The sequence below is a fragment of the Teredinibacter turnerae T7901 genome (genome assembly GCF_000023025.1).
GTDB lineage: Bacteria > Pseudomonadota > Gammaproteobacteria > Pseudomonadales > Cellvibrionaceae > Teredinibacter > Teredinibacter turnerae_B.
This window is the reverse complement of sequence record NC_012997.1, coordinates 3,234,250-3,259,847: the sequence shown is the minus strand read 5'-3', so window position 1 is coordinate 3,259,847 and position 25,598 is coordinate 3,234,250. Positions and strand designations below refer to the sequence as shown.

Annotated in this window: 13 protein-coding genes; 7 read left to right on the top strand and 6 right to left on the bottom strand. The window is 50.8% G+C overall.

Translation table 11 applies throughout. The features are described from left to right. The first annotated feature begins 74 nt into the window (after window positions 1-74). From TERTU_RS12845 to TERTU_RS12815, 7 genes are all read left to right on the top strand, one after another. Window positions 75-824, top strand: coding sequence for a lipoprotein intramolecular transacylase Lit (locus TERTU_RS12845; protein WP_015819651.1), 750 nt, complete (start codon window positions 75-77; stop codon window positions 822-824). Window positions 825-1,143: 319 nt separating this feature from the next. Beyond that, the gene (locus TERTU_RS12840; RefSeq protein WP_015820429.1) at window positions 1,144-1,527 is read left to right on the top strand and encodes an ArsR/SmtB family transcription factor; all 384 of its coding nucleotides are present in this window, start codon (window positions 1,144-1,146) and stop codon (window positions 1,525-1,527) included. Further along, window positions 1,511-1,747: a YgaP family membrane protein gene (locus TERTU_RS12835; RefSeq protein WP_015817772.1), complete on the top strand. Its 237-nt coding sequence runs from the start codon at window positions 1,511-1,513 to the stop codon at window positions 1,745-1,747. The genes TERTU_RS12840 and TERTU_RS12835 overlap by 17 nt, the downstream gene beginning before the upstream one ends. 110 nt (window positions 1,748-1,857) lie before the next feature. After that, a complete protein-coding gene (locus TERTU_RS12830; protein ID WP_015819497.1) occupies window positions 1,858-2,904 on the top strand; it encodes an efflux RND transporter periplasmic adaptor subunit in 1,047 nt (348 codons plus the stop codon). A 2-nt stretch (window positions 2,905-2,906) separates the two neighbouring features. Further along, the gene (locus tag TERTU_RS12825) at window positions 2,907-6,140 is read left to right on the top strand and encodes an efflux RND transporter permease subunit (RefSeq protein WP_015818948.1); all 3,234 of its coding nucleotides are present in this window, start codon (window positions 2,907-2,909) and stop codon (window positions 6,138-6,140) included. 65 nt (window positions 6,141-6,205) lie between these two features. After that, window positions 6,206-8,257, top strand: a complete 2,052-nt coding sequence (locus TERTU_RS12820) for a TonB-dependent receptor plug domain-containing protein (protein ID WP_228378151.1) — start codon at window positions 6,206-6,208, stop codon at window positions 8,255-8,257. 273 nt (window positions 8,258-8,530) lie between these two features. Next, entirely contained in the window at window positions 8,531-9,736 is a 1,206-nt protein-coding gene (locus TERTU_RS12815; RefSeq protein ID WP_015819773.1) for an AraC family transcriptional regulator, read from the top strand. 676 nt (window positions 9,737-10,412) lie between these two features. Here TERTU_RS12815 and TERTU_RS22025 read toward each other — a convergent pair. From TERTU_RS22025 to TERTU_RS12765, 6 genes are all read right to left on the bottom strand, one after another. After that, complete coding sequence (locus TERTU_RS22025; protein ID WP_420834828.1) at window positions 10,413-12,341, bottom strand: glycoside hydrolase family 6 protein; 1,929 nt, start codon at window positions 12,339-12,341, stop codon at window positions 10,413-10,415. Between the two features lie 1,076 nt (window positions 12,342-13,417). Beyond that, entirely contained in the window at window positions 13,418-14,311 is an 894-nt protein-coding gene (locus TERTU_RS12790) for a TolB family protein (RefSeq protein ID WP_228378150.1), read from the bottom strand. A 512-nt stretch (window positions 14,312-14,823) separates the two neighbouring features. Next, the gene (locus tag TERTU_RS21420) at window positions 14,824-17,841 is read right to left on the bottom strand and encodes a glycoside hydrolase family 6 protein (RefSeq protein ID WP_080516713.1); all 3,018 of its coding nucleotides are present in this window, start codon (window positions 17,839-17,841) and stop codon (window positions 14,824-14,826) included. Window positions 17,842-18,506: 665 nt separating this feature from the next. After that, window positions 18,507-20,762, bottom strand: coding sequence for a cellulase family glycosylhydrolase (locus tag TERTU_RS12775; protein ID WP_041590431.1), 2,256 nt, complete (start codon window positions 20,760-20,762; stop codon window positions 18,507-18,509). Window positions 20,763-20,974: 212 nt separating this feature from the next. After that, window positions 20,975-23,602 (bottom strand): glycoside hydrolase family 9 protein, encoded by a 2,628-nt coding sequence (locus TERTU_RS12770; protein ID WP_015817352.1) that lies wholly within the window; start codon window positions 23,600-23,602, stop codon window positions 20,975-20,977. A 1,022-nt stretch (window positions 23,603-24,624) separates the two neighbouring features. Continuing rightward, entirely contained in the window at window positions 24,625-25,542 is a 918-nt protein-coding gene (locus TERTU_RS12765; RefSeq protein ID WP_015819774.1) for a hypothetical protein, read from the bottom strand. Between the last annotated feature and the right edge of the window lie 56 nt (window positions 25,543-25,598).

The following is a 25,598-nucleotide window of genomic DNA, read 5'->3' as shown; positions in this document are numbered from 1 at the left end:
CGAATTTTGCCTTTCTGGGCGCATATCTCTACCATGCCAGCTCTCATTTCTGAAGTACGGTCTGTGAGGGGACTATGGCAAAGCATACCGCGCGCAATTCGAACGTCAGCACATTGTTTAGACGATGTGTCCTTGCCGGGGGCTATGCATTGCTGTCGTTTGTTACAGCGCTCTCTATCAGCTGGTTTGTTCTTGCGCTGAGCAATTTCGGCTATGGTCTCTGGCATGACATCGGAGGGATCGAAGAGGGCATTGAGAAGTACGGGCCGCTAAACCGGTTTAAACCGGGTTTTGCCGATACCACGCGTGCACAGCGTATCGATCTGTTTCAGCAGATTAACTACAGCGTACATCACGGTGGCGAGGGTCTCGCGCAAATACACTACCAAACCCCCAGCAGTGGCGGCGTGCAATTGTTGCTGCGGGCACCCGAGATAGAACACCTCCAGGATGTAGCAAATTTAATCGACTTTTTACGCGTGGTTGCACTGGGCGCAATACTCGTCTGGGGGATTGCTTCTGTGTTGCTTTGGCGCAAACGTGCACTGCCGCGTTTGCTTGACCAATGTGCCGGGCTGGCAATCTGGCTGCTGCCCGCAGTGTTTGCTGTTTTGATTATTGGCCCGGAAACGGTCTTTAATTTTATGCATGTGCAGGTGTTTCCACCGGGGCACCAGTGGTTTTTCTACTATCAGGAATCCCTGATGTCGACAATGATGCTAGCGCCAGTGTTATTTGGCTGGATAGCGGCGGCAATGCTGCTCTTGAGTCTCATGTTGTTTTTCGTTTTTCAAGGCATGATTGCGAGTCGGAGTCGCCCCTGACGCGTCACTTTATCTCCGTGTTGTTTAGCTAGCGGAGCCCATCTCAACACAAGATTTGTTACCCGCGAATGTTGCACGGGAAGCTCATATCCACTATATTAGATAAATCTAAATTAGATATCTCTAGGTTGGCTGGCGCTACTGGAAAGCCTGTGAGTGTATCTATGGTTTGTAATGCCGGAAGCGCTGTGCGGTAAGGCAAGGTGCGGTAAGGCAAGGTACGGTAAAAGGGCATTCTGTGCTGGGTGGAGTTCGACTCGCGGCCTGGGTGCATCCCCAGCAGTGAAGCGCCGTGCGACAAATACTGTGGGAGACGAGCATGGCTGATCTGAGCAAGGTATTAAGCGAAGTTACCGAAATAGCACAGGTGTCAGCCAATGCAGACTCCGCTGCCACACTGCTTAAAAGCCTCGCCAATCCCCATCGTCTTATGGTGCTGTGTGTTCTCGCGGGCGCTGGTGGGGAGTTTACTGTGTCGCAACTTAATCAACGGGTGCCATTGTCTCAGTCGGCCCTGTCGCAGCACCTTGCCATCATGCGTAAAGAGCATCTGGTGCGGACGCGGCGGGATTGCCAGCATATCTACTACGCTATTGCTGAAGGCCCCGCATTACAGATCATTCAAATTCTGCAGCAGCACTATTGCGGCGTGCAGCACGACAATTCTGTAACCGGAGAGCACAAACATGACGCACATGAATGAAGGCACCAACATAGATACCTGGGTATTTCGTATTGCTGGAATATTCGTACTGCTAAGCTTGGCATTGGCGCATTTTCACAGTCCTTACTGGCTTTGGTTCACCGCGTTTGTTGGCGCCAATTTGCTGCAGGCCTCGTTCACCGGCTTCTGCCCGCTGGTGATTATTCTGAATAAACTGGGCGTGAACCCAGGTGCGGCGTTCAAGTGCAGTGCCAACTAATCATAATAAGGAAAGCTACCATGGAGAAAACTTCATCGCTTGACCCGTTCGCAAGATTCATATTACGTCGACGAGGTCTGTCGATCGCGGGCGTCACAGCGCTTTTGTTCATGTTTTTGGGATGTTCGAGTGAGCATGCGCCAGTGCCGCAGAAGCAGATTGCCACCACGTTGGCGGGTATTCCAAAGGTGCAGGTTACCCGCGCCAGTGTACCGCGTGAAATGGACTTTGATGGGGTGGTAGAGGCGGTCAATCAGGCGGTGGTGTCTGCGCAGACCAGCGGACGGATAGTCGAGTTACCCTTCGACGTGGGCGATTTTGTTGCGAAAGGCGATGTGGTTGCACGGTTTACCGATACGGAACAGCAAGCGGCGCTGGCGGCTGCGAAAGCGGGTTTGGAAGAAGCTCGGGCACGGGCTGCAGAAGCCAGCCAACAGTATGCGCGCATCAGCGACGTCTTTAAAAAAGGGCTGGTGGCAAAAGCGGCATTTGATCAAGCGGAAGCTGCCAATCAGGCAGCGCTGGCCCGCGTCGAATCGGCAACCGCAGCGGTGAAAGATGCGCAGGAAAGGGTGTCGCATACTCGTGTGATCGCGCCTTACAGCGGTATCGTGGTGGCGCGGCTGACCGATGTGGGCGCAACAGTCGCGCCTGGAACACCTTTAATTGAAGGCTTGTCGCTGGACCATTTACGGGTTCGCGTTGCAATTCCTCAGCAGCATATTGGGCCGTTGCGCCAGCACAAAAAAGCGCGGGTCATTCTGGCTTCCGGTCAGTCGGTTGCGGTGGATGAGATGCGGATACCGCCCAGCGCTAATGCCGCCAGCCAAAGTTTTTCTGTGTTGTTGACCTTGCCTTCGGGCGCTATTCAAACACCGGTATTCCCTGGAACATTGGTGAAAGTCGCTTTTGTGACGGAGCAAACCGAAGCGCTGCTGGTGCCCGCGGCGGCGGTTGCGCATCGCGGCGAAGTCACAGCCGCTTATGTAGTCGCAGATAACCGGGTTAGCTTCCGTTATCTGCGTTTGGGTAAAGCGGTGGGCGCGGACGATTACGTGGTGCTTGCAGGTCTGGAGCCAGGCGAGCACGTATTGCTCGATACGGTCGCTGCGGCCTCGGCATATAAAAGCCAAACATTCAGCCCCGGGGAGCATTGATTATGTCCGATCATGCAGGCCCGTCGCTGGGTATTTCCGGGCGAATTGCCCGCGCATTCCTCACCTCCGAAATTACGCCGCTGCTCGCGCTCACCGGGTTATTGCTCGGGTTGTTCGCCGTAATGATTACCCCGCGAGAAGAAGAGCCGCAAATTAATGTGACCTTCGCCAATGTATTTATTCCGTTTCCTGGCGCAACGGCTGAGGAAGTGGAATCTTTGGTGACAACACCTGCAGAGCAGGTGGTCTCTGAAATTTCCGGTGTTAAGCATATCTACTCGGCGTCCTCTCCTGGTATGGCCGTGCTGACGGTACGCTTTACCGTCGGTGAGCCCCGCACCGACGCGATTGTGCGGTTATACAACGCGTTCTACTCAAATCAGGACGCGCTGCCACACAATCTCGGCGTTGGCCAACCGTTAATCAAACCCAAGGGGATTGATGATGTGCCGGTTGTGACTGGCACCCTGTGGAGTAAAAACCCGGCATTGACCGCCAGTGACCTGTTGCGGATTGCCCATGCCATGGAAGCAGAATTACAGCGTGTGCCGGGAACGCGGGACATCGAAACTATTGGGGGCCCTGAGCGGGTATTAAAAGTGAGCTTCGATCCGGCCAGGCTGGCGGCCTATGGTTTGTCGCTGGCGGATATTCGCAACAGTCTCGCCGCCGCTAATGCCTCGGCCAATGCCGGGGAGCTGGTGAGTGATAACCGAACGGTGCAGGTGCAAGCGGGTACCTTTCTGATCTCTGCCGATGAAGTGGGTGATTTGGTTGTTGGAGTGAGCAATGGCGCTCCGGTTTTTCTGCGCGATATCGCTCAGCTGTCGCTCGGGGCGGAAACACCTTCAAGCTATGTTACCCACGGCCTCGGGCCTGCGAATGCGGAAAATTCCGGCGGTCGCTATCCGGCAGTGACTTTGTCGGTGGCAAAAAAGCCGGGTGAAAATGCAGTGGATGTCGCGGATGCGGTTATCGCCCGTTTTGAACAAATGAAAGGTGTGTATTTCCCGGATGGTGTAGAAGCAACCGTGACGCGTAATTACGGTGCGACCGCCGCGGAAAAAGCGCAAACGCTGATTAAAAAGCTGATATTCGCCACGCTGTCGGTCATTGTGCTGGTGATGTTCGCACTCGGCAGGCGCGAAGCCATCGTCGTCGGTGTTGCGGTCGTGGTGACTTTGGCGATTACCCTGTTTGCGTCCTGGGCGTGGGGTTTTACATTAAATCGGGTCTCGTTGTTTGCACTGATTTTTTCAATCGGCATTTTGGTCGACGATGCAATTGTGGTAGTAGAAAATATTCACCGCCACATGGGGCTGGGCGGTAAAACGCTACGCGAAGCCATTCCTGTGGCTGTGGATGAAGTTGGCGGGCCAACCATATTGGCGACCTTCACGGTGATCGCAGCACTGTTGCCCATGGCTTTTGTTACCGGGTTGATGGGGCCCTACATGCGGCCGATTCCAATCAATGCCTCAACGGGGATGTTAATTTCTTTGGCGGTCGCTTTTGTGGTAACACCCTGGCTGTTTTTCCGGATGTTTAAAACGAGTTCCTCTGGGGGGCACGGCCATAGCGAAACGCAGGTGAAAACCCGTCTCCACCACACCTTTGAAAAAATAATGACGCCTTTCCTCAATCGCGCCGAGGGCAAACGCAATCGCATATTTTTGTTGCTGACGATTATTGGGTTGATCGCGTTGTCGTTGAGTTTGGTGGCAAGTCAATCGGTCATCATGAAAATGCTGCCTTTTGACAACAAAAGCGAATTTCAGCTGGTCGTGGATATGCCGGAAGGGACTCCGCTTGAGCAAACACAACGGGTATTGCAGGCATTGGCAGACGACCTTGAACAGCTACCCGAACTGGACAATTACCAGACCTACGCCGGCACCGCCGCACCGATCAATTTTAATGGCTTGGTGCGCCAGTATTATTTGCGGCATGGCTCGCATGAAGGCGATATTCAAGTCAATCTGGTGCATAAGAAAAAAAGACACCGCAAAAGTCACGATATCGCGCTCGAGGCGCGTGCACTGGTGCAAGCAACCGCGAAAAAATTTGGTGCGAATGTAAAGGTTGTTGAGATGCCGCCAGGGCCGCCGGTCATGGCACCGTTAGTTGCTGAAATTTACGGCTTGGATTATCGGCGCCAGTTGGATGTGGCGGCAAAGATCGGCGAGATTTTCCGAGCAACGCCAGATGTGGTTGACGTCGACGATACGCGCGAGCACGCGCAGGAGAAATGGGTGCTTGTTGTCGACAGAGCCCGTGCATCCCAGTTAGGCGTCAGTCAGCAGGCGATTGTCGCGGATATCAATGCAGCGCTGCAGGGAGAGGATGTTTCCTACCTGCACGATAGCCACGCCAAAGTCCCGGTTCCTGTACGTCTGGAGCTGCCCTCTGCAGCACAGAGCGATTTACAGACATTGCAGCAACTTCAGGTTAAATCCCGCACTGGCGAGATGGTTGCACTTAGCGAAGTGACTTTTTTGCGGCAACAGCGGCGCGATCAAACCATCTACCACAAAGATTTATTGCCGGTCGTTTATGTAATGGGAGACGCAGCGGGCGAGACGGACAGCCCGCTGTATGGGCTGGCGTCTATCGCATCTACATTGTCCAACGAACCAATCAACGGTGCCCCAGTAGAGCAGTTTTATACCTCGCAGCCAGAAAATCCTTACGCCTGGAGTCTCAAGTGGGATGGCGAGTGGCAAGTGACGTTCGAAACCTTTCGGGATATGGGAATTGCCTATTCCGTTGGCCTTATCATGATCTATTTGCTTGTCGTCGCACAATTCAGGTCGTACTCCACGCCATTAATAATTATGGCTCCGATTCCCTTGACTATAATCGGAATAATGCCAGGCCATGCTTTGCTTGGGCAGCAATTTACTGCGCCATCAATGATCGGCATGATTGCTCTGGCAGGAATTATCGTAAGAAACTCGATTTTGTTGGTGGATTTTATTCAGCAGCAGCAGGCCGCAGGGAAAAACCTGCAACAGGCCACCATCGAAGCTGCAGCGGTTCGGTCAGTGCCGATTGCGCTGACGGCGATTGCGGCGATGATGGGTGGGTTCTTTATCCTGGACGACCCGATATTTGGTGGTTTGGCAGTGTCTTTGATATTTGGTTTGCTGGTGTCGACAGTGCTCACGCTGTTAGTAATACCCGTTGTGTATTACGCCTATGAGTACGATTCTGCTGAAAAACCGGAGGTCGACTAGCTGCTGGTGCGTCCGTTTGGAGTGCCGGGCTGGGCTCGACACTCCAAGGATACAGGGCTGTGGTCATGCAACGGACATCACAATTCGCCATCGGTATTTGCGCGGCGTGTTTGTTTTCTGTACCCGCGCAAGCGCGAGAGCTATTTGAGCTTTCGTTAAAAGACCTGATGGACACGCCTATTACCTCGGCGTCCAAGTCTGAAGATACGCTTGCAGATATTCCCAATTCTGTGACGATTGTCCAGCGTGACGATATTGCGCTTATGGGCTACGACTCGCTCGCAGAGCTTCTGATGAACCTTCCCGGTGTGTATCACATTGATAGTTATGAAGATTTTCTCATCGGGATGCGAGGCGTTGTCGGCGGCTCTTTCGCATTTTTAATCAATGGCGTACAACAGCATCCATCTCGTATCAAGGGATTGACCTTACCTGATCGCAGCCGCATTAATATACCCATCGACAGTATTGATCGTATTGAATTTGTACGTGGCCCATCGTCGGTGATATACGGAAACAATGCGTTTCTTGGCAGTATAAACGTCATTACTAATGACGCCGGTAGCGCGAACGGGAAAGTTGTTGGCGCATACGGAGGCAACGGATACAACAAAGGATTTTTGCGATTAAGCAAGGAGCTGGAGGAGGGTGAAGTAGTGTTTAATCTGGGGGCAGACCGCACCTATGGCATTGGTGGAAGCATAGATGATCTTACCAGCCCAGAGCAGCAAGATGCGCTTGAAGCAAACTATCCGCAATATAATCATGATTTGGATGGTACTCTGAACCAGGACAATGCCAATCTTGATATTAGCGCGCGCCGAAGCAACTTCACCGTGGGCGCACGCTATTCTGACATGCGCTACGGTTTCTATCCCGTTGTGCCCGCACATCGTTTGGGGACCAAACTGAAACTCACGAACTGGGATGTACATGCCCAATACGACTACACCTTAAGCGAAGTGGTTGAAGGTAGCCTGACAGGTATTTTTAGCGAGTTGAATTATCACACCGAGCCGGATTTCACGACTGTGGATAACGAGGGCTATCAGAAGCAGGGCTCTAAACGCTACGAAATTGAAGGGCTGCTTCGTGCTCACGGCTGGCTGGGTGCGCGGTGGGTTGGTGGAATCAACTACCGACAGTTGTCGAGTATCGAAAGCGATGTCGATATCCAGATCTCGGCTGACGGCGCAAGATACCGGGACCTTAGACAGTCTTCAGACGTTGACAGTGTCAGCGGGTTTGCAAACGTCAATTTTCCCCTCACTCAGTCAGTCACGCTTGTTGCCGGTTATCGACTGAGTTCAATCAGTAATTACCAGTTGCGTGTACGGGAAAATCGTACGTCAGCATTGAGTTACGAGGTTGACGTCGACAGTCGAGATGATCGGGCGGCGAAGCTGGCAACTATATTTAAACTAAACGACGCACATTCCATACGCCTGAGTTACAGTACTGGAACGCAAGATAACCGTTCCTGGATATTATTCGAGCCTGAGAAGATTACTTCTTTGGAAGCCAGTTATACCTATTTGCAAGGGGCATGGAGTATTAATTCAGCTTTTTTCTGGAATGAGACAGAGAATTTGTTACGTACTTTTCAGACCGTTGTTAGTGGGCGTTTTGTACCTTCACTTGTCAATGACGGAGAGTGGTCTACCCAGGGCGCCGAGCTTATTGTGAAGTATCGGCCGAAATCGGCATTCTTTGCAGATTTTAGTACCGTTGTCCAACGCACGAAAGACGAGGCTTTAGCCGAGAGTGTCGATATTGGAAACTCACCACACGTTATCTTAAAACTTCAGTCAGGTTATGGATTTTCTGATTGGCGAATCAGTGGATCGATGATCTATGTGGACGAAATGCTCGCGGATTATCAAATCGATTCGGATGATCAATCGGTTTATCGAAAGGGCGACAAAGTCGATGGCTATTTTCTCTTAAACGCCAATATCCGCTATCAAAAAAGCGGTGAAAAATGGTATCTCAACTTTCATGCGTTTAATTTTCTCAATGACGATATTCGTTACCCTGCCAACGAACTGGTAAACTTTCAATACGGGAGCTATGGGCCTGAGCAGAGGGTTTCAGTTGGTGTTGGTGTAGACTTCTAGCCGATGGTTTGTTAAATCCATCAATTACTTATGGTCAATTTTACTCATTCTTAAGATTTAATCGAACGATTATATTTGATGCTTAAGTGTGATGCGTACGTATTCTTCCCTGTATTTTTTATCGTTTGAGTTTGCCCTTTGGTGGTGACTTTGTTTTACAATAGGGCGAAAAGCAGGAAATGATATTCACGCTTGGCGCGTGATGAAAAACTCCAGCTTAAATAATAATAACAATCAACGCTACGTTGAACTGCTTGGTGTGGGGCTTGTTCGATGAATCTCGTTCTATTCAATACGCATGACGTCGTTCTATTATTTACGATATTTCTGTGTGCGATTTTGGGTTTTGCGTTAGTTGAAAACGCGAAATCTGCTGTGCTGGGAAATAGTTTACTGATCGGCTTTCTGCTATCGCTGGCCGCTGTGCCACTGGATACCCTGATTAGCTTTGGCGCAGCGGTACGTGCATGGGCTATTGATAATCTACCCGATTGGTTTTACGTTTTCGAAATAGGCTATTGGTTGCAGGGCCCATTTCTACTGTTGTATTTACGTTATCGGCTCTACGAAAATTATCGTCTGCGCGGGGTTGATTTTTTCTACCTGGTGCCATTTTTAGTTTTCTTGTTTCACCAGACACTTGCATATCACATGTTGCCAACGGATGTGAAAGCCGAAATTCAACGTGGCTATAGCATGAGTTCGGAAACCTTCACGATATTTTTTATTACTCTCGCTCGGGAGCTTTTACGTCTGTATTTTGGTGTTCTCTGTATTTTGGAGTTACGCTATTACACACACAGTCTGGATAAAAAAGTACTCGTTAATAACAAGTCGCTGGTGTCTGGCTTGCATTTCGTCGCGTTTGGATTTGCGGCTCTTTGGGCATGGGCGAGTATTATCGCGATATTTCTAGTATTAAACCGACATTTCGATACGCATCTGCCTGCGGACGCAATGGGGCTTATTTCGAATTACGGCACTTGTTTTTTACTGTTGGGGATGGTCGCGGGATGTGCACGCCTGTCGCTGCGGGGGAATGACTGGCCTCGACTTCCGCTTAGAATCGCCATAGCTCAGCCCCATTTAGCTTCAATAGAGGACGAAAAGCCCGCTCCGACAGTTAATCCTGCGTACATTGAACGCCTGGATTATCTGATGGACGAAAAAAAGATGTACCTGCAATCGACACTGACGCTCGAAGTGTTGGCGACTGAAATGTCAATATCGCCGCGTACCTTGTCGACTATTTTGAACCGGCATTACGAATGTAATTTTTTTGAATTCATAAATACTCGCCGCATTGAGTATGCGAAAAAGCTATTGCTGCAGGATGATCATCAAAACGCGACTATGCTTGACATCATGTATGAAGTCGGTTTTAACAGCAAAGCGACATTTAATAATTTTTTCAAAAAAATGGAAGGCGTGACGCCACGAGAGTACAAAAAACGTCACCTTCCTGCATTGCAAGCTTAACCTTAATTCTTTGACGCTATCAAAGCGGCCTCTCATCAAGTTGATTTTGTGAGGCTATGTCGTTATGTGTACGTCGAGTATGTGTGCTCAAGTTACGCTACGCTCCCGTTCTGGGTTTTAAATCATATGCCGCACACTGATTATGTTTCGGTGGGGCGGCCTCTCAACGTGTTTCAAATTGCTATCTGCCTGTGTCCATTCGCTCTTGGCCCCTCGCAGGTTGCGGCTAAACCCCGCTCTCAGCGTTGTTTGTCGCTCATTTGGAATAACCACTAAAACGCCAGGAGCGTTTTAGCGTGTAACACCGAAGGGGTGAGGCACAGGGGAATGCCGAACAATCTACACTCTAAACGTCGGGGTGCCGCATCACTTGATAGCGAAATTTTAGCCGCAACAGAATGAGTCGAATTAGTGTCAACAGGTCCTAGCCTTAGCTTGTTTTTACATGCAGGCGATGTATCTTGAGGTGCCGTTGTTTTCTCTGGGTGGTTCGCGCGTTGGCTGCCGGAGTTTTACTCACGGCCGCACCTTCCCTTTTAAAGTAGTAAAGGTGAACAACGCAAAATACGTGTTGATCGCTACTGGAATCACGACGAAAGCAGCTGTTGTTTCTGAGAGGATAAAAAAACCGCGCCTTATGGGCGCGGTTTTGAGCGGACTAAACGTTCGCTATCGCTTAGAGGGGAGGGTAAGCGTTTTCCACCAGAAGCTGGAAGGCTTCAGGGAACCAGCGACCAGCGTGCGGAGCATTTGGCATAGCGCCGGTGCCGTATGCACTGTTGGACGAGTTGCTGGCGAACGGATCACACATTGGGTCGTGCTGTTTGTTCGGGTCGTTAGGATCGATCTCGAAGTTAGGATCGGAAACACCGTCAGACTCACCCTGTGGTTTCACCCAAACGTAGGCATCAATACCTGGAGAAGGCGCAGCGGTTGGACGGTAGCCGACACCACCAGGCTGGTTACACCAGTTGCCGCGGTGCTCACGACGGTCGATACGTGATTCGTTAACGAAGGTGTTCAGGTTGTTGGAAGTAGACTGCGCAGTTGGACGCTCAGGGCCACCCCAGCCGTTACGTGCGGTATCGATCAGCATACCGATGGAGCTTGGCATACCTTTCGAGATCATGGCAGAACGCCAATCGGTCACGAAGGGTTTCTCAGCCAGGTAGCTGTTCCACTCATAGAAATCGGAAGAGCGAACGGGCTGACCACCGACCTGCAGGTTGGCGTCTGGCAAGAAGGGTTCTTCCACAGGCGTGTAGTTAGCGGAGTTACTGACGAAACCGGCGATTGGGTTAATGCCGGAACCGAGGTTGGCAACCACTTCATAAATCAGGTTAACGCCTTGCGCGAAGTTGTCGCTCCAGCCCAGCCAGCCTGAGTGTGCAATATCCACGTAGGAGTATACGTTGGGGATTTTGCCCAGTTCAGTAATGGCGTGACGAATGCCGTCGCGGTAGCCGCCAGGACCATTTGCTTCCTGACAGTCAGGTTCGCTCAGATTGGTAACCAGGTTAGGCAGTGAGTCCACCTCGATAACCGCAGCGATTTTGATACCTGCGTATGCAGGGTCGCTGATGATTTCAACGATAGGTGCGATGTAGTCGGACTTGTAGATGTTGAAGCCATCTTCGGAGATGCGCAGTTCACCATTGGAGGCGAGTGCAGCACAGTCACGGTTTGGCAGGTCGTACACAACAAACATGAACAGGTCAGCGCCTTGTGCAAGGGCTTCGTTCAAGTGGTCGCGCAGGCCCATGCCGTCAGCAGGTCCTTCGATTGCGCCGATACGGTCCATCCAGACAAATGATGGTTCGTTGGCAATGACAGAGCCGCCGGGTTCGTTTGCAGCACTCGCTGACCACATTGGGTTTACGTACCACTTCTGCGCAGCGGCGAAGGGGTTGTCCACGCGTGGTCCAGGCATACCAGAAGAGCTGGTGCTGGAGGAGCTGGAGCTGCTGGAAGAGCTGCTGCTTGATGAGCTGCTGGACGTGCTGCTTCCCATACCAGAGGAGCTGGACGACGAGCTGCTTGAAGAGCTTGAGCTGCTAGAGGAAGAGGAGCTGCTAGACGAAGAAGAGCTAGTGCTGCCGTTACCACAGCTGTTGACTACGCCACCGTTGCCACCGTTTTGTGACTCACAGGTTTGACGGCCAATACAGCTTTGACCATTTTCCCAACCCCAGCCGCTGGTGTTGCTACACAGTGGGTATGTGCCCTGGCCATACCAGCTACACACTTCAGTGCATGAGCCGCCAGAGCTGCTGGAACTGGATGAAGAGGAGGATGAGGACGACGAACTGTTGCTCGAAGAACTGCTTGATGAGCTGCTGGAACTGGAAGAGGTTGAGCTACCAGTACCGTCACATGCGCCCAGGCTAGTCCATGAACCATCGCTTCCGGGCGTGCTGTTGGTATACCAGTTTGCCTGGTAAAGTGCATTTTGGTACACCATCTGATCGCCGGCATTGGCGTGGTTGTAAGCGCCGCCGGACCAATCGCGTGCGGTCCAGTTCGGGTAAACATTAACCCCGCTGCACGATGCCGCATTTACCGCAGGAACTGCGGCAAACAGGCCCGCCGTTACGGCAAATGCCAGGGCTTTTAATTTGTTGGTTGTCATATGTCAGAATCTCCAAGGAGTGTTTTATTGTGATAATTCACCACTTGTGTTGTCGGCAACTCAAGGGTGTGATACGCGACCAACATGCACTTGGTCTCGTGTAAGCTCGAACTGAGTCGAGGTGGATATCGTGTGAACCTGTAACGTTGTTCTTTGAGTAGCTGGATGAGCCAGTACTGCACAAGAAGTAAAGTCGTCACGGGTACCACTCGCACGATAGGGCTCTGGAACGCCAAATCAGCTATGTTCGAAATCTGTGCTCAGCGTGAGCCTTCGTAAGCTGCGCTTCGCGTAAAATCTAATCTTCTTGCCTTAGAACTATTATTTTCGGAGATTTTTTATTCTCGGAACTTTATTATTCTCTGAACTTTTATTCCCTGAACTGTGCTTGTCGAAACTATTATTCTTGCTTAGGACTATGAACCGCAGTCTGTGTATTCGCTGGCTTTTTCAGGCGATAGAAAAAAACAGAAGGTGCTGCGATTACCTTTACCTTAAGTTAGCCAAGTACGCTTCGAACACAATGTAATTGGCAGATTCTTGCACAGCAACGTCTCTCGCTGTCGCCCACTGCCGGCTCGAAATCCGCCTTCTACCGCTTACAGAGCGACAATTCTGTTTATTCCTCTAGACCTGTTTGCTTCACCAGGAAAAGTGTAGATGGACTGCCAGCCTGGTGCGCAGCTATCACGCACGTTGCGATTTGTTACGTGCAGCGGTGGTGAATTCGCTGCTTTGGCAGTATGACTTGGATACTGCTTTATTTTTATGGGCGAAATTGTCGCCGATTTTTTAGCGTTGCGCTACCCAGCGTTTCTCATAAATTACATGATTTTAATGCCGTTTTCGCTTTATAGGGCGCCGAAAACGCGTAGACTCATGTTTCTTTTTCTGGCTGAAGAAAAGGACTCATTCATTCGTATTAGAGTTTTCTCAATTTCCCGCCTAATGGCCTTGTGTTGCTTCGCGATTCAAATAACGATAAACATGTTATGTAAGTAAATGCTGGTCTATGTAACTGCCGTTTTATTAAATGTCTCTCTTCGCCAAATTTACTCTTCGCCAATATTCGAGTGCCAGATCAGGCTGGACATGGGCGATACATCATTAAACACCTCGACAGGGTTGGAACCGTCTCGTGCCATGCGAAACAACTGATATTCACGGGCACCAAGCTCTTCCGCGTAGAGGTAGGCAATTTGTTGTTCGTCTGGCGAGTAAGTGGGGTTTTTAAACATATGATCGTGCTTGGTCAGTTGTTTACTATTGCCACCTACCTGGTATTCAAAAATATGCATCCCACCTTCGTAGATCTTGCGCTGACTTGCTTCATCCCAATAGAACTTGTAACCGAGTAGTGCGGAGTAGAGTAGATGATCTCCCGCCGAGTTCCAGCTTATGCCATCTTGCACTTGAGCTTCTGGTGGGCTAATTAACTGTGGTTCACCATTGAGGGGCATCACCCATAACTGACGAGTACCTCGATGGCGCGGGTGACGAATAAAAGCAATTTTGTCGGCGGCGGGCGACCAGCTGACATAGGCGAACTGTTTCTGGAAATTGTCAGTATCGGTGGCGGGTGCGCTGTCTGCCGGGCCTTCAAGAAGAATTCGTTGCAGTGTTTTGCGGCTTTGATCAGCTGTCTGAACCACATCAATATATGAGTGAGTCTCATCGTTGTACGCAATTGCGAGTTGAGAGCTATCTGGAGACCATGCATAACTCGTTATCTCTTTGCTGCTGAGTACCACCAGTGGTTCTTCTCTGCCTGGTACTAAAAAGGATAACTGTTGATTGTCGCGGTTACGACTAACGTACGAAATAATTTTTCCGTTCGGACTAAATTTCGGCTGAACTTCCAGTCCGGGGTTTTCATAAATTTTTGTGGGAAACGGCTGGCCTTTCATTTGTAAAAAGAGATCGTAATTTTCACTACGTTTGGCCATGTCAATTTTCGGGTTTTCAGTTCTATTGGAAACAAATATCAGGTCGCCATTTCCTGAAACATCCAGCTCCAGATCTCTCCAGCGTTCATCATCGGTCCGTTTTGTGATTTGATCGTTGCTGTCTGCTGAGTAAATGTTGACAGATGGTCCAATAGTTTTTGCAGAAAAATAAAGTGTACTCGGCCCGTGCGAGACCTTCTCGCATGCGAGTGTCGCGCTGCACAAAGTAATGATCAATAATTTTTGCAAAGAATACTTGGGGAAATTGGTTTGTTGGCGCGGCATAGTCATGTGGTAATTATTATCTATTTTATTATTTATTCTTCGGTTAATCGTTGCTCAAAAAACGGGGTTTGCTCGCAGGTAGTTTACTCTTCCACGCCTACAGATTCATCAGACTTAAGTAATAAATGCGAGCGGTACACGTATTAAATTGCAAAAAAAAAGCCGCACCTGAAAAGGCGCGGCTTCTGGGATTGACTACAACCAGTTAGTTGAGTTTAGTGAAACGCCTAGTTAATTGGTGGGTAAGCGTTTTCAAGCAGTAACTGGAAGGCTTCAGGGAACCAGCGACCAGCGTGCGGAGCATTTGGCATAGCGCCGGTGCCGTATGCACTGTTGGACGAGTTGCTGGCGAACGGATCACACATTGGGTCGTGCTGTTTGTTCGGGTCGTTAGGATCGATCTCGAAGTTAGGATCGGAAACACCGTCAGACTCACCCTGTGGTTTCACCCAAACGTAGGCATCAATACCTGGAGAAGGTGCAGCGGTTGGACGGTAGCCGACACCACCAGGCTGGTTACACCAGTTGCCGCGGTGCTCACGACGGTCGATACGTGATTCGTTAACGAAGGTGTTCAGGTTGTTGGAGGTAGACTGCGCAGTTGGACGCTCAGGGCCACCCCAGCCGTTACGTGCGGTATCGATCAGCATACCGATGGAGCTTGGCATACCTTTCGAGATCATGGCAGAACGCCAATCGGTCACGAAGGGTTTCTCTGCCAGGTAGCTGTTCCACTCATAGAAATCGGAAGAGCGAACGGGCTGACCACCGACCTGCAGGTTGGCGTCTGGCAAGAAGGGTTCTTCCACAGGCGTGTAGTTAGCGGAGTTACTGACGAAACCGGCGATTGGGTTAATGCCGGAACCGAGGTTGGCAACCACTTCATAAATCAGGTTAACGCCTTGCGCGAAGTTGTCGCTCCAGCCCAGCCAGCCTGAGTGTGCAATATCCACGTAGGAGTATACGTTGGGGATTTTGCCCAGTTCAGTGATAGCGTGACGAATGCCGTCGCGGTAGCCGCCAGGACCATTTGCTTCCTGACAGTCAGGTTCGCTCAGATTGGTAACCAGGTTAGGCAGTGAGTCCACCTCGATAACCGCAGCGATTTTGATACCTGCGTATGCAGGGTCGCTGATGATTTCAACGATAGGTGCGATGTAGTCGGACTTGTAGATGTTGAAGCCATCTTCGGAGATGCGCAGTTCACCGTTGGAGGCGAGTGCAGCACAGTCACGGTTTGGCAGGTCGTACACAACAAACATGAACAGGTCGGCGCCTTGTGCAAGGGCTTCGTTCAAGTGGTCGCGCAGGCCCATACCGTCAGCAGGCCCTTCGATTGCGCCGATACGGTCCATCCATACAAACGAGGGTTCGTTGGCAATGACAGAGCCGCCGGGTTCGTTTGCAGCACTCGCTGACCACATTGGGTTTATGTACCACTTCTGCGCAGCGGCGAAGGGGTTGTCCACGCGTGGTCCAGGCATACCGGAGGAACCGGTACTTGAGCTGGAGCTGCTGGAAGAGCTGCTGCTGGAAGATGTACTGCTACCAGTGCCAGATGAAGAGCTGCTGGATGAACTGGAGCTGCTACTTGAGGAAGAACTACTGCTGGAAGAGGAGCTGCTGGATGTACTCGAACCGGTGCAGTTGCTCACCACGCCGCCAGCGCCACCGTTCTGTGACTCACAGGTTTGACGGCCGATACAGCTCTGATTGTTTTCCCAACCCCAACCACTGGTGTTGTTACACAGTGGGTAGGTTCCCTGACCGTACCAGTTGCACACTTCGGTACATTGACCGCCACCAGTGCTGCTAGAGCTGCTGGAAGACGACGATGAAGAAGATGAACTGCTGGAGGAGCTGGAGCCACCGCCAGTAGACGAGGAGCTGCTGGAAGAAGAGCTGCTGCTTGACGAGGAGCTGCTTGAGCTGGATGAGGTCGTACTTCCGTTGCCTCCGCAGGCGCCAAGGCTAGTCCAGGAGGCGTCGCTGCCAGGCACGCTGTTGGTGTACCAGTTGGCACGATACAGGCTGTTTTGATAGACCATTTGGTCGCCAGCGTTCGCATGGTTGTAGGCGCCGCCAGACCAGTCACGCGCGGTCCAGTTCGGGTACACATTCACTCCAGCACAGTTGCCGCCACCAGTTGATCCGGAGCTGCTTGACGAGGAAGAGCTGCTGGAGGAGGAACTGCTCGAAGAAGAACTGCTTGAAGAGCTGGAAGAGGAGCTGGATGAACTTGAGGAGCTGCCGTTACCGATTGTGGTGCCCCAGTTGGAAACGATGTTCTTAACCAGTGTGCCGGAGGCCGTAAGGTCAGAAGCGTTCCAGCCGCTAATGGGCGTGCCAGGTTGTACGATAGACGCACCTTCCAATTTATCACTCACGGACCAGTTCAAGTGAGAGATATTGTTCTGCTTGAGGAAGTCCATCCATTGCTGAGTTTCGTTAACTGCAGGCGCACCATCGCCATCTGCATTAACGGTGCCCCACTCAGTCACAAACAGCGCAATACCACTGTTCATAGCGTTACGCGCTTTATCGCGCAACCATGAACCGTGAGTGCCTGCGTAAAAGTGCAGGGTGTACGCAATATTGCTGTAGCTGGTGATTGGATTGCGCGCAGCGGCGTCCACGTCCTGTGACCAAGTGGGCGTGCCGACGATAATCAGGTTGTCCGGGTCGATTGCGCGGATAGCGCCAATCACCGATTCTGCATAAGGTTTAATAACATTGTCCCAGCTGATTTGCAGGGGCTCGTTATAGATTTCATAAATAACATTGTCGTACCCACCGTACAGTGTGGCCATTTCTTCGAAGAACTCGATAGATTCGGCTTGGTAATCTTCTGCGTGGTGAGTGTGAAAATCGATAATCACGTACATGTCTTCTGCGATGGCTGCATCCACCAATGCACGTACGCGAGCGACGTTACCCTCGGGGTCGGCGTCTTCATGCTCGGGGATATAGCTGCCATCAAAGTCTACGCCCATAGCGGCGCGGACAATGGTTGCGTTCCAGTCGTCTTTCAACCAACGCACAGTTTCTGCGTTGTAAAAACGTTCCTGGCCCCATCCGGTATTGCTCCAAAAGAAGCTGTTACCAGCGAAGCTTTTTGCTTCACCGCCACTTAAAACCTGATTTCCGCTCACTGTCAACGGAGGTACATCCGCGAAAGCTGCAGAGGTGGTGAAAACTGCGGCGGCAACAGCAGTAATCATACCTGTCAGTGTAGATTTGATCATAAGAGATGTTCCCATGACTTATTAACGTTATTTTTCTTTGGGGTTTAGTAGGTTGAGTGTTGCCCTGGGTGAAATACCTCGCACTCGCAAAGCGATGGCCATTCTAGGGAAAGCAATTATTTATTGAAAGTGTTGAAAAATAAGGGGTTTTGGATAGTTTTGATTAAGTCTTAACCATGAAATTTTCAGCGAAAAATGTAACCTTTTTATGAGATGGGAGAGGAAATGGAGATTCGAAGATAGGATTTGCTACCGCTTAAACCGAGTAGCGCGTCACTGTTTAACATGTAAAAGGAGTTGAGTTTCCGTCTTACTGTGAATAAGTGCTGATTTTCCAGACGTTCGACGGAAATAGGCTGGATGAAAGCATGAAATACGCTTGTTCCAAGGTGTGAGAAATAAAAGTAAAAATTTCATGCTTATTGTTTAATTAATTTTGCAAAAAGAAGGTAAATTCTCTCGAAATGCGTTTTACTGAACTATTTTTGCGGAAAATAAAACTTAAATTTGCACAGATCGGTATAAAGATAAGCAGCGGCTACGCTGAATATTAAAAAATAATCATAAAAAATGTTATTTTTGCGAACTTGAACAGGCGCACCTTTGGTGGTGCGCGCTGTTTTTACAGGTTTTGATTGCGAATATTGCTATAGCTGTACAGGGGGTTATTCAATTATGTTTGTGCAAGTGCTAGCGCCAACACAGGTCTGGCCATTTTCGTTGCCCCAACCTTGATCGCTAAATGCGCAAACAGGCACAATCCAACCGTACCAATTGCACTGCTGTCCGCCGCCAGAACTGGAACTACTCGTGGACGAACTACTGCTCGAACTTGTCGATGATGAGGTCGTGCTAGAACTCGAAGAACTCGATGAATTCGAAGAGCTGGACGAACTGGACGAACTGGACGAACTGGACGAACTGGACGAGCTGGAGCTGCTACTTCCAGTACAGTTGGAAACAATCCCGCCGGAACCACTCTGGCTTGCACAGGTGGTTCGGCCGATACAGCTCTGATTGTTTTCCCATCCCCAGCCTGAATCCTGCTGAGTGCAAAGAGGTCGCAGCGGGTCTTGATACCACTGGCACATTTCGACGCAACTGCCACCCGAGCTGCTTGATGACGAGCTCGACGAACTGGAGCTGTTAGACGAGCTACTGTTAGACGAGCTACTGTTAGACGAGCTACTGTTAGACGAGCTACTGCTAGACGAGCTACTGCTAGATGAGTTGCTGGATGAGCTGGAACTGTTACTCGAGCTTGAGCTGGATGAAGAGCTGGTGCTCGTCGGCGTGAACCCAGCATCCGCGCAGATATAGTTGTTTAGGCGATAATAGGCAGGTTGAAGAGCGAGGCCTCCGGCTTTGCTGATTTGATAGTCCAGAGTGGCAGCTGCGCCTGGCGCCAAGGTGCCGTTGAAATGACCGGCTGCAACATGCGCCGTAATGGTATTTCCGGTTTGGCTGTAACTTGTAGCGTTATAACCCCCACTCAAGGTTTCACTGGGAGCGACGTCCCAGCTGAGGTCGTAGCCGGCAATGCTCGCGGCGCCATTATTGTTAAGTATTAGCTGTAAATGCGAGCCTTTGTCCCACTCTTCCACTCGGACGAACTCTACGTCGCACAGCGGAGCGCCATTGGCTCCGCCAGCATCCGCAACTATCACGGTGCCAGTTGCTGAATTCGATTCGAGCCCTGCGTTGTCGGTCAGGGTGTAGGTAAACGGGTCGAGACCCGAGTAGCCTCCGGCGGGTAAATAAGTCAGTTCAACGCCTGAGCCGAGCAGCGTGCCATTTAAAGGTGCGTTGGTAATGGTGCTGTCAGTGATTACGCCATCCAGGTCGGTTCCAGAAAGAACAATCTGCGCAGCTGTATCAGCGAGAGTGGTGATATTAAAATCAATCGCTTTGGGGGCATAGCTGATCTGTCCGTTAGTGAACACCGAGGCTGTTTGCGCCGTGTTGCGAATACCGTACGCACTGTTGATAAGAAAATCACCCCAGGGACTGAGATCGTTTACATCGTAGTTAAGGGTGATATCGAGCGACTCAACGCCGCCACTGTTGCCAGACCAGGACCAGCCGAGATAGCCGAGGTTGTACAGCTCGCAGAGTTCGAGGATTGATGCTTCATCGACGTCCTCGCCACCATGATCCGCGCCAAACTCACCCACTACCAGTGGTAGCTTGTAATCCTCGACAAAAGTTTTCAGGTAGCTGTCGACTGCTTGTCGATTGTTGAATATCTGATACATGTGAATACTGAAAACAATATTGGCGAGCGGGTCGTGAGCAAAAATTTCCTGCGCGTGATCCCGCATGACGTATTGCCAGTCCTGACCCCAGTTGGCGGCATCGACCATCAAAGTGTGGGTGAGGCCGGCGGCGCGAAGCCGGGTGATGGCCTCTTTGTGCGCATCTATCCAGTCATCCGCACTGGCAGTATTGCCGAACGGCTCGTTGGCGATATTGATAATGACGTAATCTTCCTCGCCAATCAGAGCATCTTTTATGTCGAGCCAGTAATCGACTGCTGTTGACATTGGTGCCGCGCCAGCTTTTTCAGGATAGCCAGTGGAATCGTGTACTTCGACGATACTGATCATTTCAAGGGCTTTCATCTGGGCGATGATTCCGGCAACTGCCTGTTCACTGTCGCGGCCCCAACCTTCGCCGTGCGCGCCATTGCTCAGCACAATGCGCACCGCATTTGCGCCAACGCTTTCTATATCAATAAGCGCTTGCTGGGTACGGGCTTCATACCATGTGTGCGCGTGGTTTACCCCTCGCATCACAAAAGGTTTGTCGTTGGCATCCAACAGCAAACCGTTTTCTACGTGAAAACCCGCGTTTGCGGCAGTGCTCAGGCACACGGCAGCGATTGTTGCTGCAACCGAGGACAATAATTTGAATGGTTTCATGGGTTTATCCTTCAACCGGTTCACGAGAAGTAAGCAAATAGAAAGAATGATACCGGTTACATTGGGTGTGATAAAAAAAGCCCATTGGCGGGGCCGCAACTTATTGCTCAGTTGGCGGCGGCTCAGATGGGCCGTTTGGACTTTGCTACCCGCAGCAATTGCTTGTGTTGCGGGTAGCAGGCGAATCATCTTCGCCTGTAGTTAGTGGTTTGCTAGTTGACGACCTCTTGGCAAGTATCGGGGCCGACACATGTTTGGCCATTTTCGTTGCCCCAGCCAGATGGGGTGTCTTCACAAATAGGTACTTGCCAGCCATACCAGTTACACATGGCGCCGCCACCAGAAGACGAACTCGAAGAGCTGCTGCTCGAACTTGACGAGGACGAACTGCTCGAGCTGGAGGATGAACCGGACGCACCACTGGACGAGCTTGAGCTGCTGCTGGACGAAGAGCTGCTTGAGCTGGATGATGAGCTGCTGGAGCTGGATCCGCCGCCGGCACATAACCCTTGGTTGGTCCAGGATGCATCACTGCCAGGCACACTGTTGGTGTACCAATTAGCTTGGTAGACAGTACCTTGGTAAACCATCAAATCACCGGCTTCCGCGTGGTTCGGTACTCCACCGGCCCAGTCACGTGCGGTCCAGTTGGGGTATACGTTCACGTCCGCACAGGTGCCGCCCGAACTCGACGAACTGGAACTGCTCGATGAGCTTGAGCTGGACGAGGAACTGCTGTTAGACGACGAAGAATTCGACGAAGAGCTGGACGAGCTAGAGGACGAATTACTCGAGGACGAACTGCTCGAGGAGCTGCTCGACGATGAACTGCTGGATGAGCTAGAGGACGAACTGCTCGACGATGAGCTGGAGGAAGTTCCGCCACGGGGTGGCTCCTCGCCCCAGAGCAGGCCGTTGGCGTCGTAGAGTGGAATTTTCGGCGCGTCGATACCGTAAGTCAGACTACTATCGACCGTTAAATAACTTGGATCAAACGAGGGGTCGTTCGTGTTGTCCCACTCGGCAAGATTGGATGTGGTTGGCAGGGACACGCGAAATTGTACTTCCCGTCGGTGCGCGGACTGACCACCGGGAAATACCACATCGTCATAGAACTGGGCTTCCACATAGTAGACGTTGCCATCCCAATGTTGCAGGCCAGTCACATCCGAGGCTTGGTTGTATCCGGACGCCACCGTTAGATCATTCAAACTGTAGCCTGCGGCAAATACTTCGCTCAGATCATAGAAATAGCGCATGTAAAGGTCGTCTTTACCTTGGGCGGGTGTTGTGCTGTGGTTTTGAATAACGGCTTTCATTTCCACGAAGCGGTTGCCAGAGGAATTGATCTTGGCCCCCACCAGATACTCCACCGACTCTGGCTCGGGAGGCGGGAAGTTCGCCAGGGGCGCGCCACCATAGTGATCATAAAGTGCAGCGACGGCACTGGTGAAGCCTGAGTTGTAGTCTGTTGCGACCTCATTCTGCACATAGTCATTGCGGTCTTCTTCATAGCCTGTATCGCCCTGCGGACCACCGGCAACTGCGCCGTATAGCACATGGCGTTGATTAACCGGGTTGGAAATGCTGTCGGACCAGGAACCGTGGGAGCCACGGTGGTGAACATTGATTGGGAAATTATCGCCAAAGCCGACGACGTAGCTTTGGTTGTCAGGGTTGTCGCCCAGGATATGATCGATCTGCTTCTTACCAAAATTGTGGTAACGATCATAAAGGGGGTGGTCACTGCCAATCGCATCTGCATAAAAGAGTGCGAGATAACCCGCGTTGGCCGCATAGCGGTTTACCCCCCAGGAGTCGACCAGAATCAGCCCATTGGGTGTGCGGTTACCCTCGCCGACGCTCCAGTGATCCAGGTAGCGCTGTGCATCTGCGTGGTAAACCTCGTCACCTACAAGTGCGGCCATAAGTACATAAACGGCATACGCTTTATCGTTCCAGCCAAGCGACCAGGTATATACCGGAGTTGTCGTCTGGTTTTCAAAGCCCATCAAACCGTAGTAATGCTTGGCTTGTTCCAGGTAGAAGTCTTCTCCAGTTGCGCGCCATAACCAGAGAGCACCCCAGGCAAGTTCATCGTAGTAAACGCCATACGTCGACGTATAAAAGCCCTGTGCACCTGTTATGCAATTGGAATAGGCTGTATCTGTACCGGTTGTGCCTTTGGTTGAATCAGCAAATTGCCACAGCTGTTTGGCGTGAGTGATCAGGGTTGCTGCGTAAGCATCGTCCTCACCCTGAAAAACCATCGCAGACGCGGCCATCGCTGCTGCGGTCTCTGCGGCCAGATCGGTACCCGGGCAGCTTTCGTCAATCTTCATAGAAATGCGCGAGCCGGGGATCTTGTGGTGCAGAACCTCAGCGGGACCCCAGAAGGTATGGTCTGCACTGCCATCGCCAACCTGCCCGTAAAGCACGTTCGGAGCGGGGTGCGCGCTGATAAAGTAGTCATTGACGAAGCGCAGGTTGTTGCGCAGATGTTCCATTTGCCCCGACTGTTCGTACGCGTCTTTGTAATCGACGCCTCCCCAGGCGACGAGTGTCGCTGACGCGGCCATTGGAAAGCCAAACTTAACGTGGTCGCCCGCATCGAACCAGCCACCGCGTAAATCCAGTCCGACGTCGGCACCGTCATCAGGAACTGAGTCGCCACGCCAGGCAACGCGGTTCCATTCCGGGAGTGGGCCGGCCTGTTGAGCCTCATAAAAATAGATGGATTTTTGCAGAGCTTCGCCGTACGCGAACGTCTGCCCATGGGAACCGGATGCAGCCAGTGTTGCTGCTGCGATCCCGGCTGCTAAAGCCAGTTTTTTCAACATGAGTTTCTCCACGGAGGATGGGAGCCTGGAGTTACTCGCGCAATTGCGCTGGGTGTGGTTGACGTATTAGCGAGAACGAAGGAATCGAACAGCCAATACTTTTATCGCGCAGCCACTATTGCGCAACCACGTTACAGCCAATCTGCGAGTGAGCTAGAGGTTCCGTCAGTTTGGGTTTTCACCTGTTTAACTTGATCAGTTCTTAAAACGAGTTATTGTTTTTTTTCACTTTTTGAAACAGATCAAATGTCGACGTTTTTTATTTTTATGTTGCCTAGTGCCTTGTTAACTCTAATTCAACGCCCGAAAGGGCGAGAGCGCAACAACTCTTATTGAGCGTTAAATATGTTGCTCAATAAAAGTTCCTCTATTGCGCTATGAGTGAGTTTAACTAAGCCGGCCAAGAATTGTTATGAGGCTAAATGCTGAATTTGTGTAGCCATAATTTCAATATTCTTAGTTAAAGGTATTAAAAAGCGGGCCACTTGATTTTGTGTGGGTCGAGGTTGTTACTTTTTGACGCAAACTATTGATTTTTGATATTGAGTTTAGGTAATTGTCACTTTGGCCATAACCTAATATGGGTCTGGGTCAGAACGCGTCGGGTAGGCGTGTCCAGCACGCGAAGACTACCCCCCCAATGCGCAGCTGTATGTCCAGCTAATACAATTAAGTTCCGCTGATCAAAGCAGCACGTTGGCGACGCTAGCAGGTTGTTTTTGCTTCTGGCCGAGCGCGCTCGGGATCTCTACTGTTGCGGGAAAAGCCAGAAGCCGACTTCCACGCGAAACTGCGTAGGTCAATACAACTTCTATCCAGATGCGCGCGACATCAATAGGGTGTTGGAGTTACATTTTTTGCTTAGTATGAAATTGTTCTGCACAAAGTCCCGTCACGACCGTGGTTTTTTGGGGAAAATATCTAAACCGCAGTTTTTTAGAGCGTGAGCTTTTGGTTATAGGCGTTGTGATTTTAGTCTTTGAAGACGTTGGCAGGCATTTCGATGGTTTGAAATTAATTGATCAAAGTGCGCTGAATTCTCGTGTTGAAGAAAGCGATTGTCGACTATAGGACCAGCATTGCGCAACGGTGTGGTCACCCGCGGATCGTTTATTTTTCTCGATCGTATAGAACTCAATAACGCCAAGGTTGTTGTAATTATATTGAGCTACCAGATCCGTGCTAGCCAAGCACGGGTTGTCGCTTCCGGATTTTCGGATTTCATCAATGTCAAAATGTTGACAGCGCCGCTCGCCAGGTCGATTGAAGTGACCGGAAATCTTTACGGAATTCGCTGACTTTACATACGAAAATACCCAGTATTCTGGTGTTTCGATAAAATCGCGAAAAAACATAGCGGATATTTCCCCTTCATTCGCAAGCGTTAACCCGGCTAATGCGAACATAGGGCGAAATGTCGCGTCTAAATAGGTATCCACATTTTCCAAAATTGCGTGGTTGGTTCTCTCCAGAGATGCTTCAAATTCTTGCAGCAAGACTTTTCGTTGTGATATAGGCATTTTCATCTGGGATTTGACCAGTTCTCCGCGACGATTATTGAACTCGATAGCGCGCTGAGCAATTTGTTCCCGGTTTGCATACGTACGAAAGGCGCCTGTCGAAGCGAACAGTAAATTAGCCGATTTATACAGTTGGATTTCCGTGCGTGTATTGGCATGGGGCCTCGGCTTTTTGCTGTGTGTAATCTCTGCGACAATGCCGCTCCTGTTAGCGTGAGACTTATAAGAGAAACGATCTTCATCGCGGAATTTTGATGGGCTGGATATACTGCAGGGGACAAAGTCGTGGTATGTATCTATTGTGCCCCGATCGCCTGCGGAGAATGCCCTGAGTGTTGTTGTCTCATTGGATGCAGCTGCGCTTAAGCAGAAAAAAACAATGAGAAATAATGCCATAGTGCATTTTTTGACAATTCGCATGGCGGGCTCCCCGTTGTCGGCGTCCCCCGGTAAATTTACCCCGGGGGATCGCAGGG